Annotated in this window: 16 protein-coding genes and 1 other RNA gene; 5 read left to right on the forward strand and 12 right to left on the reverse strand. The window is 35.4% G+C overall.

All coding sequences use genetic code 11. The features are described from left to right. Window positions 1-5 precede the first annotated feature (5 nt). On the reverse strand, window positions 6-1,439 hold the full coding sequence (locus tag EXIGUO8A_RS01555; RefSeq protein WP_159301686.1) for an ATP-dependent DNA helicase: 1,434 nt from the start codon (window positions 1,437-1,439) through the stop codon (window positions 6-8). Between the two features lie 101 nt (window positions 1,440-1,540). On the opposite strand from EXIGUO8A_RS01555, the gene EXIGUO8A_RS01560 reads away from it, so the two are divergent. From EXIGUO8A_RS01560 to EXIGUO8A_RS01570, 3 genes are read left to right on the forward strand one after another with little or no spacing between them, the layout of a single operon-like run. Then, window positions 1,541-2,191, forward strand: coding sequence for a hypothetical protein (locus tag EXIGUO8A_RS01560; RefSeq protein WP_116769796.1), 651 nt, complete (start codon window positions 1,541-1,543; stop codon window positions 2,189-2,191). Next, window positions 2,169-3,005 (forward strand): DUF3822 family protein, encoded by an 837-nt coding sequence (locus EXIGUO8A_RS01565; RefSeq protein WP_201304098.1) that lies wholly within the window; start codon window positions 2,169-2,171, stop codon window positions 3,003-3,005. Before EXIGUO8A_RS01560 ends, EXIGUO8A_RS01565 begins: the two co-directional genes overlap by 23 nt. Further along, entirely contained in the window at window positions 3,005-3,541 is a 537-nt protein-coding gene (locus tag EXIGUO8A_RS01570; protein WP_159301687.1) for an RsmD family RNA methyltransferase, read from the forward strand. The genes EXIGUO8A_RS01565 and EXIGUO8A_RS01570 overlap by 1 nt, the downstream gene beginning before the upstream one ends. A 23-nt stretch (window positions 3,542-3,564) precedes the next feature. Here EXIGUO8A_RS01570 and rnpB read toward each other — a convergent pair. Beyond that, window positions 3,565-3,873: RNase P RNA component class A (rnpB, locus tag EXIGUO8A_RS01575), an RNA gene on the reverse strand. A gap of 109 nt (window positions 3,874-3,982) precedes the next feature. Between rnpB and EXIGUO8A_RS01580 the strand changes: the two genes are divergently transcribed. Beyond that, window positions 3,983-5,842, forward strand: coding sequence for a DNA polymerase III subunit gamma/tau (locus EXIGUO8A_RS01580; RefSeq protein WP_159301688.1), 1,860 nt, complete (start codon window positions 3,983-3,985; stop codon window positions 5,840-5,842). Here the strand turns inward: EXIGUO8A_RS01580 and EXIGUO8A_RS01585 are convergent. The 7 genes from EXIGUO8A_RS01585 to EXIGUO8A_RS01615 are packed head-to-tail and all read right to left on the reverse strand — an operon-like array spanning window position 5,837 to window position 12,595. Next, entirely contained in the window at window positions 5,837-6,184 is a 348-nt protein-coding gene (locus EXIGUO8A_RS01585; RefSeq protein WP_159301689.1) for a transmembrane 220 family protein, read from the reverse strand. The genes EXIGUO8A_RS01580 and EXIGUO8A_RS01585 overlap by 6 nt on opposite strands. Before the next feature lie 6 nt (window positions 6,185-6,190). After that, complete coding sequence (locus tag EXIGUO8A_RS01590) at window positions 6,191-7,564, reverse strand: alkaline phosphatase family protein (protein WP_159301690.1); 1,374 nt, start codon at window positions 7,562-7,564, stop codon at window positions 6,191-6,193. A gap of 1 nt (window position 7,565) precedes the next feature. Next, a complete protein-coding gene (eboE, locus tag EXIGUO8A_RS01595) occupies window positions 7,566-8,759 on the reverse strand; it encodes a metabolite traffic protein EboE (protein WP_159301691.1) in 1,194 nt (397 codons plus the stop codon). A gap of 5 nt (window positions 8,760-8,764) precedes the next feature. Beyond that, window positions 8,765-9,925, reverse strand: coding sequence for a 3-dehydroquinate synthase (locus EXIGUO8A_RS01600; protein ID WP_159301692.1), 1,161 nt, complete (start codon window positions 9,923-9,925; stop codon window positions 8,765-8,767). A 7-nt stretch (window positions 9,926-9,932) separates the two neighbouring features. Then, window positions 9,933-10,832, reverse strand: coding sequence for a UbiA-like protein EboC (eboC, locus tag EXIGUO8A_RS01605; RefSeq protein WP_159301693.1), 900 nt, complete (start codon window positions 10,830-10,832; stop codon window positions 9,933-9,935). 1 nt (window position 10,833) lies between these two features. Then, entirely contained in the window at window positions 10,834-11,742 is a 909-nt protein-coding gene (locus tag EXIGUO8A_RS01610; RefSeq protein WP_116769804.1) for a TatD family hydrolase, read from the reverse strand. Window position 11,743: 1 nt separating this feature from the next. Continuing rightward, complete coding sequence (locus EXIGUO8A_RS01615; RefSeq protein ID WP_159301694.1) at window positions 11,744-12,595, reverse strand: EboA domain-containing protein; 852 nt, start codon at window positions 12,593-12,595, stop codon at window positions 11,744-11,746. A 121-nt stretch (window positions 12,596-12,716) separates the two neighbouring features. Here EXIGUO8A_RS01615 and miaE point away from each other — a divergent pair, with 121 nt between their 5' ends. Continuing rightward, window positions 12,717-13,298 carry a tRNA-(ms[2]io[6]A)-hydroxylase gene (gene miaE, locus EXIGUO8A_RS01620; protein ID WP_159301695.1) on the forward strand — a complete coding sequence of 194 codons (582 nt, stop codon included), beginning with the start codon at window positions 12,717-12,719 and terminating at the stop codon, window positions 13,296-13,298. Window positions 13,299-13,307: 9 nt separating this feature from the next. On the opposite strand, the gene EXIGUO8A_RS01625 is transcribed toward miaE, so the two are convergent. The 3 genes from EXIGUO8A_RS01625 to EXIGUO8A_RS01635 are packed head-to-tail and all read right to left on the reverse strand — an operon-like array spanning window position 13,308 to window position 16,762. Continuing rightward, window positions 13,308-14,198: a Ppx/GppA phosphatase family protein gene (locus EXIGUO8A_RS01625; protein WP_159301696.1), complete on the reverse strand. Its 891-nt coding sequence runs from the start codon at window positions 14,196-14,198 to the stop codon at window positions 13,308-13,310. Window positions 14,199-14,210: 12 nt separating this feature from the next. After that, window positions 14,211-16,277, reverse strand: a complete 2,067-nt coding sequence (ppk1, locus tag EXIGUO8A_RS01630; RefSeq protein ID WP_116769808.1) for a polyphosphate kinase 1 — start codon at window positions 16,275-16,277, stop codon at window positions 14,211-14,213. Beyond that, window positions 16,274-16,762 carry a SixA phosphatase family protein gene (locus EXIGUO8A_RS01635; RefSeq protein WP_116769809.1) on the reverse strand — a complete coding sequence of 163 codons (489 nt, stop codon included), beginning with the start codon at window positions 16,760-16,762 and terminating at the stop codon, window positions 16,274-16,276. The genes ppk1 and EXIGUO8A_RS01635 overlap by 4 nt, the downstream gene beginning before the upstream one ends.

Here is a 16,762-nt window from a genome sequence, read left to right on the forward strand (position 1 = left end):
TTTTCTCAATCAAGAAAAAAATCATCCTTAAAACCGATAAGGTACAATTTATTCTTAGCTCTGGTTACTGCGGTATATAACCATCTTAAATATTCTTTATCTATACCATTGGGCAAGTATGGCTGTTCCACAAAGACAGTATTCCATTGTCCACCTTGTGATTTATGACAGGTTATGGCATATGAAAATTTCACCTGTAAACCGTTGAAATATTTATTATTCTTAACCCCTAAAAACTTCTTGTACTTAGAACTTTCGTGGGCAAAATCTTTCATTACTTCTTGATATAACCTATTGCCGTCTTCATAAGATAATGACGGTGATTCCGCCGTTATCGTATCCAATAACAAAACGGTCTCAAATGGTGCCATGTTAGGGTAATCTACCATCTTCACCTTTACTTCTGCAAATTTAAAGGTGTAAATTTCTTTGATGTCAAAAATTTCCAAAATTTCTATGATATCACCGTTCGCAATGAAACCAGCTTCAGAACTTGGTTTTAACCAGAAGTAGTTATTTTTTACGACCATCATAAAATCGCCAACGGCAATATCATTTTCCAAAAATAAAATACGCTCGCGTATATTTTGATTGTATAGGTTAGCGCGTTTATTGGAACGTACTATGAAAGCTGTTTCTTCTTTTCCATTTTCAGCATACGAACTATCGATGACTTCCTGTATTTCATTTCCGTCAATAAGCCTAACAATGTCCGTAAAAGGATCTACATTGAATTTAAAGTCTTCAAAAAAATCACCTTGTAACTGTTCTCTTAATAAGGTAGCATTAGCCAATATACCAGAATCGCCTGCTTGCCTTACGACTTCGTTCAACTCTAACCTAACAACTTCCTTATTATAATTTAAAGAAAGTTTATTGCCATCTAAAGCCGGACTCAATACTAAATGTACCGGCGGCAACTGTGCCGTATCACCAATTAATAACAACTTACATTTATGGCCCGAATACACGAACATCATTAAATCATCTAACAAAGAACCGTTTTCGAACAATTTGGAGTCTGCAGCAGTATCAGGTATCATAGAAGCCTCATCTACTATAAATAAAGTATCCCTATGTTTATTTGGTGCCAATACAAACTGTACCCCGCCTCCACTTTGCTTTTTGGGAAAGTAAATTTTTCTATGGATAGTAAATGCCTGCGTACTAGAGTAATTTGACATTACTTTTGCGGCTCTACCTGTTGGTGCCATTAGTACTGCTTTCTTCTGAACTTTCCATAAACTATTGACCAAAGTACCTATTAAAGTAGTTTTTCCGGTACCGGCATAGCCTTTTAGCAAAAAAACTTCATCTTTAACAGTTGACAAGGTAAATTCTGCCAATTTTTGCAAAGCCACTGATTGTGTGGCAGTTGGTGTATGAGGAAATTTAGATTCTAGTATACTATAGAAAGAAGCGGGTGTTGTTGGTTTCATGAGCCCCCAAAGATAAAGATGATTTTTAGGCTAAAAACTTTTACCATTAAAAAAAAATTGTAGATTTGTGAAGACCACTAAATAAAAATAACACATACGAAATGAAGACCGTAATACAAATTGTACTTTGGATTGGATGTATCGCTTTGGGATACTTTATTTACAACTCCATTACTGGACCAATCAAGTTTAAAGAGGTAAAAGAAGAGCGTTTTGCCCAAGTTATTTCTAAGCTTAAGGATATTAGAAACTCTCAAGAAGCTTATAAAATAGTTAATGGAAAATACGCAAATGACTTCAATAGTCTTATTCGTTTTATCGATACTGGTAAATATGTAATTACTCAACAAAGAGATTCTTCTTTCATGGAGTTCGATAAAGCTTACGGTATTGACATGTTGAGAGAAGTTAAAATTATTGATACTTTAGGTTTTGTTTCTGTAAAAGATTCTCTTTTTAAAGCAGATACCCGTTACAAAAGTTTAATGGACGTACCAACAGCTCCAAACGGAGAAAAATTCACTATGAAATCTGCATTCGTTGAAAAGAGTGGCTATAAAGCTCCTGTTTTTGAAGCAAAAGTTGATAAAGAAGTAGTGTTATACGACCAGCCGAAAGATTTATTGGCTCGTGAAAAAGCTGCAATGAGCGTAGAGGAGGTAAATGGACCAACAATTAAAGTAGGTTCTCTTGACGATGTTAGCACAACTGGTAACTGGCCTGCTATTTATGACAAAAAAGAGAAAAAATAATAGCTTAAATATAGCGGATAAAAATTTTAAGAAATTGTCCATTCAGGTTAGCTTGAATGGACTTTCTTTTTGTGTAGCAGATACTGTTTCGCAAAAACTATTGCTGTCTGATCGAGTGGATTTTGCTTTTGAAAAAAATCCGATGGAAGCAAAAGATGAACTGCAAAAACTATTTCTGAAACATGATATAGAAAATATGCAGTTCGATGAGGTTGTAACCGTTCATAAAAACACGCTGTTCGGTTTAGTTCCAAAATCATTGTTCAATGCCAATAAACTCAACGAATACTTAAAATTCAACACTAAAATATTGGCAAACGATATTTTGGCTTACGATGAAGTAGAAAATCATGATCTGGTAGTTGTATACGTACCTTACACAAATATCAACAATTACCTTTACGACCTTTTCGGTGAGTTCCATTTTATGCATAATGGCACAGTTTTGCTACAATCTTTAATGAACAACCAAACACAAAATCAAGAAACTACTTGTTTTGTTCACGTTAGTAAAGACCAATTGGATATTACGGTTTTAAATCAGCGTAAATTACTATTATACAATAGCTTTACATACGAAACAAAAGAAGATTTTACCTATTATCTTCTCTTTGTAATAGAGCAACTAGAATTAGACCCAAAGACAGTAGTTGTAAAACTCTTTGGAGATATCGAAGAAGATGATGAAACTTATAAGCTCTGCTACAATTATATACAGCATATAAGCATATTTGCACCATCTACCCAACAGCTTATAAAACTTGGAGAGTCAACAACAAGTTCAATAGACTTCACCCTTATTAATACTATATAATGCGAATTATTTCTGGAAAGCATAAAGGTCGAAATTTAATCGCACCTAAAAAACTACCTGTAAGACCTACTAAGGATATGGCCAAGGAAAGCTTGTTTAATATCTTGAACAATTCCTATTACTTTCCTGATTTAAAGGTTCTAGACCTTTTTACCGGTACCGGAAACATTAGTTATGAATTTTCGTCTAGAGGAGTTGAAGATATTCTTGCAGTTGATGCCCATGCAGGTTGCATAGATTTCATAGACAAAACGGTAACTCTTTTGGACATGAACATTAGAACATTAAAAAGCGATGTTTTTAGTTTTTTGCAGCGAAATACGGAAAAGTTCGATATTATTTTTGCCGACCCTTTTTACGACATGGACCTGTCAGATTTCGAAAAACTGCCACAAATGGTATTTGAGAATGAATTGTTATTAGAAGACGGGGTCTTAATTATTGAACATTCTAACCATACCAGCCTAGCAGAATTACCACATTATAAGAACTCTAGAAAATATGGTGGTAGTGTTTTTAGTTTCTTTGAAATGTAGCCAAAAAAAAACTCTGAATGGTTAAAAAAAGCAGACCATAAGCCGGATTCTGTATTCTAAAAACTTTAGAATTCCTTATCATTTATCTAGGTAAAGGGTTACCCCAGTACTCTAACCGCCTACCCTTCGACTTGGGCGTGCAGCCCTTAAGCATCGATTTACATGACGTTTCACCGTATAGAGTTTACCTGGTTTCACTACAGCCGAACTGTACTTGCTTTCTGTTGCACTTGTCCTCACTTTTCAGCGGACGGGCGTTACCCGCTATACTGCACTATGGTGTCCGGACTTTCCTCTCCCAATTACTTGGCAGCGATAAGGTGGTCTGCTTGGCACAAATGTACTGCAATTGTTGATAACTAAAGATGATCTCTAATCTTAATTCTCGTTAGTATTCCAAGCTATAATTATATTTGTATTTGAATAAACGAAAGTAGCATTTTGGAACCTTTTATCGTATCGGCACGCAAGTATAGACCTCAAACATTTAAAGATGTTGTGGGTCAACAGTCTATAACCAATACTTTACAGAATGCTATAGACCAAAATCATTTGGCTCAAGCTCTTTTATTCTGCGGACCAAGAGGTGTAGGTAAAACTACTTGCGCACGTATTTTGGCAAAACAGATAAATTCTGATGGTACAGAACAGGATAATGAAGATTTTGCATTCAATATTTTTGAGTTGGATGCCGCTTCTAACAACTCTGTGGACGATATTAGAAATTTAATTGACCAAGTACGTATACCACCACAAGTCGGCAAGTACAAGGTATATATTATTGATGAGGTACATATGCTATCTCAATCGGCTTTTAACGCTTTTCTTAAAACACTAGAAGAACCGCCAAAGCATGCCATTTTTATATTGGCTACAACAGAGAAACACAAAATTATACCTACTATTCTTTCTAGATGTCAAATTTTTGACTTTAAAAGAATTACGGTTAAAGATGCTGCTGAATATTTAAAATACATTGCAGAAAACCAAGGCATTACTGCTGAGGACGATGCATTACATATCATAGCCCAAAAAGCCGATGGTGCCATGCGCGATGCTTTATCGATCTTTGATAGAGTTGTTAGCTTTTCTGGATCTGACCTAACACGCAAAGCGGTTACAGAAAACCTTAACGTTTTAGATTACGATACTTATTTTGAAGCTACAGATTTAATTTTAGAACATAAAATTCCGAATCTGCTATTACTTTTCAATAAAACGTTATCCCTAGGTTTTGATGGTCATCATTTTATATCTGGTTTAGCATCTCATTTTAGAGATTTAATGGTATGTCAGCACCCAGATACAATTACATTATTAGAAGTTGGTGAAGCTGCACAACAGTTATATAGAGACCAAAGCAAAAAGACATCCTCGTCCTTTTTGTTGCAAGGATTAAATATTGCCAATGACTGTGATTTAAAGTACAAAACAAGTAAAAATCAGCGCTTACTGGTTGAACTAACCCTTATGAAACTTGCCTCTATCAATTTTGATGGAGAAAAAAAAAATCCTGAATCAGTAGCCCTTCATAACAAGACTATTGATTTCATTGCCCCTTCTGCTTTTTACAAACAATTACCAAAGACACCCGTATCAGCAAAAGAAGAGGAACTTAAATCAACTACGTCAACTGAGGTTAAAACCACTGAAGAAACTAACAGTGCGAAAGCTGAACAAGCAACAACAAATTCTCCCGCTCCAAAACCTGTTGATATTGAAGAAAAACAGGAAGAGCAGGCCCCAGTAGCGCAAAAAGAAGTAAAACAAAAAACGGTAGATACCACAGTATCCGAGTCTCCTACCGATGTTAAAAAACCGATTATAAATCGCCCTACAAAAAGGGTATCAGGACTTTCAATTTCTAGTTTAAACGCCAAAAAACAGCACGAACTCAATAGAATTGAGGTTGTAATAGATGAAAACAACTTACCAAGAGAGAAATTTACCGAAGAAGAGCTTCGAAAACATTGGGCAGATTTTATTGAGATAATAGATAAGAAAGGACAAAAGATATTAGCCTCAAACTTACATACGGATATACCTAAACTCAAGGATGATTTTAAGATTCATATTGAGTTGCCTAACGGCACCATGAAAAAGGAAATTGAGCGTGAGCAATTTGAACTAATGGAATATTTGCGTGCTAAATTGAACAATCACTTCGTTCAATTAGATATTACGGTCAATGAAACCACTACCACTAAATTTGCATTTACCCCTGAAGAGAAATACGAAAAACTAAGAGAAAAGAATCCGGTTATTGATTTGCTAAGATCAGAATTCGACCTTTACCTATAATTTTCTTTTTATTCGGAAAGCGAATATTAAAAGTACTATTGAAATTATCAATAATCCGAAAGCCTCTCTACCCAACTCTACCGTTTTAATATCACCATCATTTAAATCAAATCCCTGAAAATCTTCAGGGTATAAATATACAAAGCCAATAAAAGCCAAAATCCCTAGTACCAAGGGGATAATGTATCTTATTTTATTCAACGTAAACAATAAAGATATTAATGCAGCTACTCCATAAACTATAATCCAATGTAGAGAATCAGGATCATTATATTGCAACACCGCACCTACAGCAAACAAAACAGTAAATACGTATCCAATTATCTTAAAAAATAGATTCATTTAATTTTAGTTTAAAAGGTGATCTTCAATAAGATCACGTACTTGTATTGCACTAATAGTCTGATCATTATCACCCGTTACATGATTACTTATAAAGATAGGAAAGTCATCTACATCTTCGGTTAAACGACCATGCGAACCTTTAATCAACGTAGCATCAATAGGTATAATATTCATTACCGTTCTAAAACCTATTTTTTTCTTGAGTAGTTTCCCTACCACTTTTGCCATCACCAATTTATCTTTTGGATCGGTCATCATTTCAACGGGATCATAGCCCGGTTTTTTATGAATATCTACCATTCTTGCATAGTCTGGTGCTTTGGCATCATCTAACCAAAAATAGTAGGTAAACCAAGAGTCTTTATCTGCAACTACCACAATATCACCACAACGCTCATGATTTATCTTATAGGTCTTTAAATCGTCTCCATACAGTACTTTCTCTACGCCCTCTATAGAATTCAACAAACCAGCAATACGTTCTATATCCTTGTCACGTTTAACATAAACATGTGCAATTTGATGATCGGCTACCGCAAAAGCATCACTTTGACCTGCATCTAAAAGCTCTAATCCCCGTTCTTCGCGTATAGCTAACATCCCTTCTTCTCTTAAAACACGATTAAGATGAATTGGTCTGTTTACATTTGTAATTCCATATTCTGAAAGAAGTATCACCCTGGTTTCTAATGCTTCATAGTGATTTACTAAATTTTTGACTACAGCATCTATTTCATTCAAATCTTTAGAAATTATCTCAAAATCGAGTCCATATCGCTGCAGATTATAATCTAAATGAGGTAAATAAATTAAGGTTAAATCGGGATTATGCTTTTTATCCGTTAATACTGCTGCATCGGCAATCCACTTAGAAGAATTTATGGTTGTTTTAGGTCCCCAAAATTCAAATAATGGAAATGTACCTAACGTACTTTGCATCTCATCTCGCAATTGTGCCGGATAAGAATATACATCTGGAATTTTTCTGCCGTCTGCCAAATAATTAGGTCTTGGAGTAAGACTAAAATCAACATTACTGTACATGTTGTACCACCAAAAATGGTTAGCACAGGTAAAATCGGGATATTTCTTCTTTATGTCATCCCAAATTTTTGGCTGCTGCACAAGTTTGTTTGACTGCCTCCAAAACTTAACCTCGCATTCATCTTTAAAATACCATCCATTACCAACTATACCATGATCTGTTGGCCATTTACCTGTTACATAGGTAGATTGCACAGAGCACGTTACAGCAGGAAGTACAGGCTCTATAAAGGATGCCTGCCCTCTTTCTAAAAATGATTTTATAAACGGCGTATGTTCACCTATCAATCGTTTCGTTAACCCAACTACATTTATGACTACCGTTTTTTTCATATTACATGTGTAATTTAAACCACTCTATTTCTCGTATTATTGATACTGATAAATCTTGTTTTAGAGCTACTGGAAGCACATCCCAAGTATAGGTCTCAATTTCTAAGTGTTCTGAAATTGGATCTAATTTCAAGTACTGCATAGTTTTCAAAATATGGTCTTGGGTAGAGAACAGCTCTCCATATTTCTCTAGAAAAATCGGCACATGGTAATGAGCCCGAAGTTCTTTGTGATTTCTCTCCCCTTCTAAAACCAAAGGAAGATCGCTGTAGGTCTTTACCTTACCATCAATTATTTCGGTAACTTGATGTAAATAGGTAGGCTCATTGAATTGAGACAACTGTTCCCAAATTTTCTCGTCATTTTTACCGTTAAAAAGAATTTTCAATGCTGCACTTACTTGAATTTTACCAACTTTTATATCATTGGCCTTAAACTTTGTAAACGTATCAATTGGCTCTTCATAAGCCAATGAAAAATGACAAACGTCATAACAAACGGTAATGTATTTCTTAATTATAGCCTCGGCCTCGTTTGCATCTACACCTAATTCTTGCTTAAAATAAGTTACTCCTATAGGCACTAAAAAATCAGCATAAAATGCCAATACCTCTTCACTATTTTCCAACAATCCGTCTGGCTCAGGCTCAATATCCAAATGCAGATATTTTCCTGTAGTATTCTCTATATTATGCAATTGAAAAGCAACTCCAAGCATATTCTTTGCTCCAGTTTCAAATGCATTTTTAATTGCTCTATCCGACTTGTGCCAATATTTATAGGTAATAGGCGATGTTGAAATTCCACCATTCATTCCTTCAGGAAGCAGTTCAGATAATTGGCGAAACAATCTTTTTGTATACGTTAAACGATCATTTGTAGTCCAGTCAGGAGCATGCACCATATCTTTTACACGTTCATCATGAAAATTACCATATGGAAATCCGTTCATGGTAAACACATATAGATGATTAGTATCTAACCATTGTTTAAAATCGGACAAGTTATTACCCATTTCAAGCTCTTCACTTGCTTTATTGGATAATCGAAGCCCAAGACCAAAAGGTTGTTCTTTTGAAACCTTACTTTTTATACCTGGCACATGTTGTTTAATACTTTCAAAAGTACTTTTCCAATCTTGTCCCGGGTGTATATTTGTGCAATAAGTTAGATGAAATTTATCCTGTAGTTGCATTGAACTTAATTTAATGCGAATTGATGATTCAACTTGTTAATTGCCTGCGACATTAGACCCATATCAATGGTATGCACGTCATGTTTAACTCCTAAATCAGAAATTAGGGTAATTGTCAATTGCCCCCCTAAATGCTCTCTAAACTCCTCTATTCCATTTAACAGCGCCTCTATTTCTTTCTTACTTTCTACCGGTAATGACAAATCAAAACCTATTGCTATCATTACATCTAAAATGTGCTGTAAATCTTCTTCGGAAATTAAGCCAATTAGTTGTGCGTAGGTGACGTCTAATGCGATGCCTTTTGCTACTGCTTCACCATGTCTTAATTCATAATTGGTAATGAACTCCATCTTGTGGGCAGCCCAATGTCCAAAATCCAACGGTCTAGATGATCCCGATTCAAATGGGTCACCACCTTGTGCAATATGGTGCATATGCATTTCTGCGCACTTATAAATTACATATTGCATAGGTTCCATTTCCCTATTCTTTAAACCTGTAGCGTTGTCCGCTATATATTTAAAAAACGTCTTGTCCTTAATCAAAGCCACCTTAATGGCTTCTGAAATTCCGGAAATCCAATCGCGTTGCTCTAAGGTTTCAAGAAAATCACTATCGTTGATTATTGCAAATGGCGGAGCAAATGTTCCTAAGAAATTTTTCTTCTTAAAGGCATTTACACTGTTCTTTACACCAACGGCTGAATCGTTCTGAGATAAAACCGTAGTTGGTATTCTAATCAACTTTACTCCTCTATGTGCAATAGCTGCAGCATAACCGACCATATCTATCACCGCACCACCACCGATAACGACAACGAATGAATGGCGACAAATTTTATTCTCGTTGACTCCTTTTAACACGGATTCAATAGCATCATCACTGTTCTTTACCTGCTCGCCACCTGGTAGAACCAAAGTATCGGTATATTTTATAACCGTCCGATTCTTTTCACAATATTCTTCAATTTGATGGATTAATGCCGGATGATGATTTTTAACTCCGTCATCCAATACAAAGAAAAGTTTAACGGGCTCAAAATCTTTATAATCCGCAATTAGATTTGCGAACAACGGGTTCTCTAAAGCAAATAGTCCTGATGTGAAGTACAACTGATAATCATATTGCACTTGAAAAGACTGTTTTATAGGTTGTAATTGCATACGTATTTTATGTTACTGCAAATAATTTAGACAAAAGCATGGATAATGGTAATAACAGCAGAACTGCCAAAGCCAAATACCAGTTAGAAAAACCGGCCACCCAGCAAGCGTTCATAACAACTAAGGACAACACACCCCCCATTACCGCTTTTTTAATATTCTTTGGTGAATTTTCTTTATATGCCTTAATTAAGGGCGAATAAATTAAAAACCCGAACAAAAGTAAAAACGGCAATAACACCAAGAGATTGTCTTTCTGTTGCATTACAATTAACGCAATAGACAGTACAACTATTGCATAGAGAATACCTGCCCAAACAATGTGTTTTTTATTATCGCCATGTACCTCACCTCTACTGATCAAAGTGATGGCAAATATATATACGACCGGAACCAATGAAATGTACCAATTAGTGAGGCTTCCTAAAATAGACATGCCCAATAAAAGATTCAAACCACGGCATATACCCATATTTAAAGGACCGGCAAAACCGAACTGCTTAAAATACCCATCGTATGTTAAAATAGCAATGGTCAATACCACTGATATTAGCCCGGACAACAATGTGCATTTAAATGCCAAAGTAATACCGATCAACATTAAAATGGTTCCAAAATAAATAGCTTCTCGTTTAGGTATGAGTCCGCTTGGTATTGCTCTTTCAGGTCTTTCAACAGCATCTAATTCAGCATCGAAAACATCGTTAAAAACCACTCCACCAGCATATAACGCAACCGATGAAAACACTAATGAAAGCACATCACCAACTTGCTCACCTAAAAATGTAAGAACATCAATATTTTGCAGGTATAACATAATAGCAATACCCGCCAATATATCTGCAGCAGCAGTTGGCAAATTTGCAGGTCTTGCTAAACGAGCAAAACCCAATAACTTCTCTTTCATTTTATATGATTTGGTCCTCGTCTATTCTCGGCTTTTGACCTCTAAGAACACTATTATCGTTAAATAGTTGTGTTTGATTGATACTATCGGGTTGTAACCAATGCGCTTCTTTCATTTTACCATTTTTGCTAAAAGCATCTAAGGCATTTTGGTAACAGGTTTTTCTAACATCTTCCATAGAAATACCCTTCTTCAACATTAAATTAGCTGTCTTTGGCACAGCTAATGGATCACTAACACCCCAGTCGGCTGAGCTATCTACTATGATATTGTCACTACCATATTTTCTTACCACCTCAACCATACGATCATTGCCCATTTTTGTTTTTGGATAAATGGTGAAAGCTGCAATGAACCCACGGTCAAGTACCTCTTTTACCGTTTCCTCATTATTGTGATCTATGATAACATTGGCAGGGTCCAAACCGTGCTCCAAGCATACCTCCATACTCTTTATGGTACCCGCCTTTTTATCCCTGTGCGGTGTATGAACCTGAACGGTCATATCTAATTCCTTAGCCATATCTAACTGCATTCTAAAGAACTTGTCTTCTGCAGGAGTTTGATCGTCATAGCCTATTTCACCAATGGCAACCACATTTTCTTTATGCAGGTATAAAGGCAATAACTCAATAACCTGTTCGGCTAAAGCTTCGTTGTTGGCTTCCTTAGAATTTAAGCCTATAGTACAATAATGTTTAATACCGAATTGACTGGCCCTAAAAGGCTCCCACCCTACTAGGCTACTAAAGTAATCTTGAAAAGAACCTACTTGGGTTCTTGGTTGACCCAACCAAAATGAAGGCTCTATTATTGCCACAACTCCCGCTGCCGCCATTGCTTCATAATCATCTGTTGTTCTTGACGTCATGTGAACATGCGGGTCAATAATCATCATTTTATCTTCCATTCTATTGTTGTTTAATCGTATTCCAGGTTATTTGTTCGTCGGCTATTTTATGTTTTAGCTCTGGCTTTCCATTTAAAAGCGCTAATGCCTTTTCATTTTCTGAATTATAACAGCAAAGTGCCCCAGCTTTATTCTCCACATCATCATCGCTGTTAAGCAAAGTCTTCATATCATCTAAAAGCTGTTCGTTTAAAAACTTAGAAACAGGTCTCCAAAACAACGGGTCTATTTTTCTTCCAGCAGCCCACCTTTCATGTGCGTAGTCTGAAATGATTCTGGTCAAATCTTCATTTGCCCTTTCATCAATAGCTTCTATTTGCGAAAGATCTCGCTCCATAAAAGCAGCTTTCAAAAACATCTGGTTCCATTGTTGGTCATTGAAATATTTTGCAGGATATGGATTGTTCATCGCTATAGCATCGAATATAGTAGCTATGTTGGTTCTCAACGCTTCTACCGCTGTTTGCTTGTAAGCTTCAGGATTAGGAAGTAAAACCAAGTATTTTAAAAACGTCTCTAATTCACCAGTATCTGCCACTTGTATGATATTGGCGACCTTAGGCGTATAAAATTCGACATCTTGCCGAAGAACCTCAGCTAGCAGGTAAATACGCGATACTTGCAGCATATTTGCTCCATGCTCATTGAAATAGCGCGAACTATCAGTATCTAACGTATCAAATGATATCGCGTTACTCGCATCAAACTTCGCATTTAACAAGCTATAGGTCATAAATAAATCTTTAGAAGATTTATTTTCCTTCAAGCTTTCAATTTTACCTTTTAACCAAGCGACATTTTCAGGTGCCCCATGCTTGATCAATATATCTTGAATATCTTTTTGATTGTGCATTGTTGTTGTTTGGATAGTCTCTATATCAAAAATAATTATTATTCATCAGGAAGCGGTCTAGGTTTTTGATTAAAATTCGCTAGGTCTACAAATTCTTTCTAATTTTGAAAAAAAGTTATCTATGTTAGGCTTAAAACTACCTACCGATCCACGATGGGTCAATATTGTAGAAAAGAATATTGACGAAATATTAACCGATCATGCATATTGTGAGCAAAAAGCGGCAAGCACGGCTATTTCACTCATTGTTTCTTTCCCTGAGTATACTGAACTCGTAGAAGAAATGATAGCTTTATCTAGAGAAGAAATGGGGCATTTTAAAATGGTTCATGACCTTATTAAAAAAAGAGGGAATTCTTTAGGAAGAGACCGTAAAGACGATTATGTTATTGAACTGATTAAATTTTTTCCAAAAGGAGGAAGTAGAACTACCCAGTTAGTACATAGATTACTATATGCAGCACTTATTGAAGCACGTAGTTGTGAGCGTTTTAGATTATTATCTGAAGAATTGGAAGACAAAAAACTAGCCGACTTTTACCATAAATTAATGATCAGTGAAGCTGGGCACTACACTATGTTCTTAAAGTTTGCCCGTAAGTACGGTGAAGTTGACGAAGTGAACAAAAAATGGAACAGTCTTTTAGAATATGAAGCCCAAATCATGAAAGATTTAGGCAAAAAAGAAAGCATACACGGTTAATGCCCGAGTTTATTTGACTTCTGAATAATACAAATCTTTTATAATTCCATCTGACAGCCCGATCTTAGGAACATGAATTTTTTTAGCCCCGCTCCATTTTGCGGCGGATAAGAATATTTTAGTTGCAGGAATAATAACATCTGCCCTATCTGGATTTAGCCCTAGCTCAGATATTCTGTCGTCATAACTTAAGCTATCTAAAAAATGATACTGCGCGTTCAGCCAAATATAAGATAAAGGTTCACCTTCTTTTCTTCCGGAAAGTTTATGTAGCTTATTGATATTACCCCCAGATCCAATTATAGACAATTTAGGCTTGTCCTTTAAATTGAACTTTATCCATTCTTCTAATTTTTTCCAAGTTTCTGGTTTTACCATATCGTTCAATAATCTTACAGTACCTAGCTTAAACGATTTGGATACCTGTATTTTACCATTAGAAAATAACGTAAACTCAGTACTACCACCACCAACATCTATATATAAATAGCATTGGTCATCTTTAATCAAGTTTTTTAAATCTGTTGAGGCAATTATGGCAGCTTCTTGTTTACCATCTATTAAGTCTATTTTAACCCCAGACTCCGTAACTATCTTTTCTATAATCTCATTTCCGTTATTAGCTTCCCTCATGGCAGAAGTGGCACAGGCTCTGTACTTTTCAACTCCCGCTACATCGATTAAAAGCTTAAAGGCTTTCATTGTTTTTATCAACCTTGCTTCATTTACTTCAGATATTTCACCAACCGTAAATGCATCTTCGCCTAATCTAACAGGAACCCTTACTAAAGCACTTTTTCTAAATTGGGTCTTTTTACCCTTATCTTCAATAACATTATGTGTAAGCAATCTAATGGCATTGGAGCCAATATCAATTGCCGCAAATTTTCTTACTTTCAAAAAATATACTTTTTATGATTCTTGTTTTTTTGCATAGTAGTCATAAGTAGCAAACTGGGATCTTATCTTAGGTAAAGATGATTTACGGTATGCATTATCTTGCCTTTCATTAAAAACACGAGCTTTCATATTGTCTTTCCAACAGATATCAAAAGTATCCATTAATTCCTTTTTTATATCCTCATCATAAATGGGGCAACCTACTTCTACCCTATAATCTAGGTTCCTTGTCATCCAATCTGCCGATGAAATATACATTTTTGTATCACCTCCATTTGCAAAGGCGAAGAAACGTGTATGTTCTAAAAACTTATCTATAACACTTATAGCTTCTATGTTTTCACTCATACCCTCAACTCCTGGTATTAAGCAACATATACCTCTTATGATCAACTGGATCTTTACCCCTGCTCTACTTGCCTCGTACAGTTTATCTACCATTTTATATGAGGTAAAACTGTTCATCTTTATTTTAATAAATGCCTCTTTGCCCAATTTGGCATTTGCAATCTCATTATCAATTAATTTCATGAATGCATTTTTGGTATAATGCGGAGAGACTATAAGGTGCTTATATTTATTTATCTTATATGTTGTCTCGAAGAAATCAAAAACCTTGTTCAATTCTTTCAGTATTGAATCATCTGCCGTAAACAAGGTAAAATCTGTATAAATTCTTGCGGTAGATTCATTAAAGTTACCCGTACTTACAAAACCATAGCGCTTTAGTGCTCCGTTTTCCTCGCGCTCTATCAAACATATTTTACTATGTACTTTTAAGCCAGGAACACCAAATATTAATTTAACCCCTTCTGATTGCAACTGCTCTGCATATTCAATATTCGCTTGCTCATCAAAACGAGCCTGAAGCTCTATTTGAACAGTTACTTGCTTTCCATTTTTTACTGCATTGATTAAAGATGCTGCAATCTGAGAATTACTTGCCAACCTATAGACGGTAATCTTAATTGTACGAACTTTAGGATCTAACGCCGCTTCGCGCAAAAACTTCAATACATAGGTAAAAGTATGATATGGTGTATATTGCAAATAATCTTTCTTAGCTATACTCTCTAAAATACTGCCTTCTACACTAAGTCCCTTCACCGGCAACGGGGTAATCTTATCATATAAAAGATCATTTCTACCTAAACTAGGGAAGCCCATATAATCTCTTCGGTTATGATACCTACCACCAGGTATTACACTATCGGTATCTTCAATATTCATCTTCTCTTTTAGAAAGGTCAAAGTGTCTCTACCTATACTTTTATCATAAACGAAACGAACTGGATCACTAATTTTTCTATGTTCTACACTCGAAGATATTTTCTCGATAAAACTTTTACTTAGATCATTATCAATATCTAGCTCTGCATCTCTGGTAATTTTTATCATGTGAGCAGAAATAGATTCATACTCGAACATGGTAAAGATATTCCCTAGGCAGTATCTAATTAAATCATCGAGTATAATGATGTAACTTTTTTCACCTTCTTTTGGTAGTTCTATAAACCTATCTATTCCTTTAGGAATTTCAATTAAGGCGTACCTTTTCTCTTTTCTACTATCGTCACTCTTAATGACCATTTTTACTGCCAAATATGCTGCAGTATCTTTTAGAGTAGGAAAACGAGTAAGATCATTAAGAATAATGGTCATTAATTGCGGACTCACCTCTTTTAAAAAGTAGGCTTTTACAAAATTCTTTTGGTTTTCGTTTAATTCCGTTTCCTTAATTATGAATATATTTTCACCTTCTAGCTCGTGTTCTATTCTTCTAAGAATAGTTAAACTTTTGGTTTGCTGTTCAATTACAATGTTGGTAATCTCTTCTAAAAGATCCTTTGCTTTTTCACCTCCCAGTACACTTTTGCCTGTTTTACCAGCTTCTACAATGCGTTTAACGGTTGCATAACGCACTTTAAAAAATTCATCTAAATTATTGGAGAAAATACCTAAAAAACGAAGTCTTTCAATTAACGGCACATTCTTATCGGCGCTTTCCTGAAGCACACGTTCGTTGAACCATAACCAACTTATTTCTCTATTTACGTACTGGTTGTTATTTTTTATCATGCTTTTAATTGCTTCGGAAATATGGTTTGTATTGTTGAGCCTTGGGAAATGTTAGCCCATGTATTTTCTTTAAACTGTAAGTGAACAAAACCGCTTGTAGGCACGTTATCTATATGCTTATCACCCAAGGAGTTCGATAAATAGGTAAAGGTGTGATTGTGCCCAAAAATGAGCACATTTTCAAAGGTGTCGTCCAAATTCTTTATAAACTCAAATACCTGATCACCTGAAAAATCATATAGCTTAGAATCTATACTACAATTTTCTAGAGGATATTCTATAGTTCTTACACAAATCATACAGGTATGAAAGGCCCTGTTAGCAGGACTCGTATAGACCTTATCTATTTTAATGTTTTGACGGGCAATTTCCATAGCCACCAAATGTGCATCAGAAATACCCCGTTGTAACAATGCCCTATCTTGATCGCTAACATTTAACTCCCAAGAGGATTTTCCGTGACGCATTAAAAATAGATTTTTCAT

Origin of the sequence: Maribacter litoralis (assembly GCF_902506355.1) — a bacterium.
In the GTDB taxonomy this organism is placed as follows: domain Bacteria; phylum Bacteroidota; class Bacteroidia; order Flavobacteriales; family Flavobacteriaceae; genus Maribacter; species Maribacter litoralis.

Bases quoted from the DNA above. Each gene is read 5' to 3' on its own strand.
- EXIGUO8A_RS01635 (WP_116769809.1), bottom strand. From the start codon at position 16,762: ATGAAAAATCTATTTTTAATGCGTCACGGAAAATCCTCTTGGGAGTTA.
- EXIGUO8A_RS01555 (WP_159301686.1), bottom strand. From the start codon at position 1,439: ATGAAACCAACAACACCCGCTTCTTTCTATAGTATACTAGAATCTAAA.
- EXIGUO8A_RS01615 (WP_159301694.1), bottom strand. From the start codon at position 12,595: ATGCACAATCAAAAAGATATTCAAGATATATTGATCAAGCATGGGGCA.
- EXIGUO8A_RS01585 (WP_159301689.1), bottom strand. From the start codon at position 6,184: ATGAATCTATTTTTTAAGATAATTGGATACGTATTTACTGTTTTGTTT.
- EXIGUO8A_RS01590 (WP_159301690.1), bottom strand. From the start codon at position 7,564: ATGAAAAAAACGGTAGTCATAAATGTAGTTGGGTTAACGAAACGATTG.
- EXIGUO8A_RS01560 (WP_116769796.1), top strand. From the start codon at position 1,541: ATGAAGACCGTAATACAAATTGTACTTTGGATTGGATGTATCGCTTTG.
- EXIGUO8A_RS01600 (WP_159301692.1), bottom strand. From the start codon at position 9,925: ATGCAATTACAACCTATAAAACAGTCTTTTCAAGTGCAATATGATTAT.
- EXIGUO8A_RS01570 (WP_159301687.1), top strand. From the start codon at position 3,005: ATGCGAATTATTTCTGGAAAGCATAAAGGTCGAAATTTAATCGCACCT.
- eboE (WP_159301691.1), bottom strand. From the start codon at position 8,759: ATGCAACTACAGGATAAATTTCATCTAACTTATTGCACAAATATACAC.
- miaE (WP_159301695.1), top strand. From the start codon at position 12,717: ATGTTAGGCTTAAAACTACCTACCGATCCACGATGGGTCAATATTGTA.
- EXIGUO8A_RS01565 (WP_201304098.1), top strand. From the start codon at position 2,169: ATGACAAAAAAGAGAAAAAATAATAGCTTAAATATAGCGGATAAAAAT.
- EXIGUO8A_RS01610 (WP_116769804.1), bottom strand. From the start codon at position 11,742: ATGGAAGATAAAATGATGATTATTGACCCGCATGTTCACATGACGTCA.
- eboC (WP_159301693.1), bottom strand. From the start codon at position 10,832: ATGAAAGAGAAGTTATTGGGTTTTGCTCGTTTAGCAAGACCTGCAAAT.
- ppk1 (WP_116769808.1), bottom strand. From the start codon at position 16,277: ATGATAAAAAATAACAACCAGTACGTAAATAGAGAAATAAGTTGGTTA.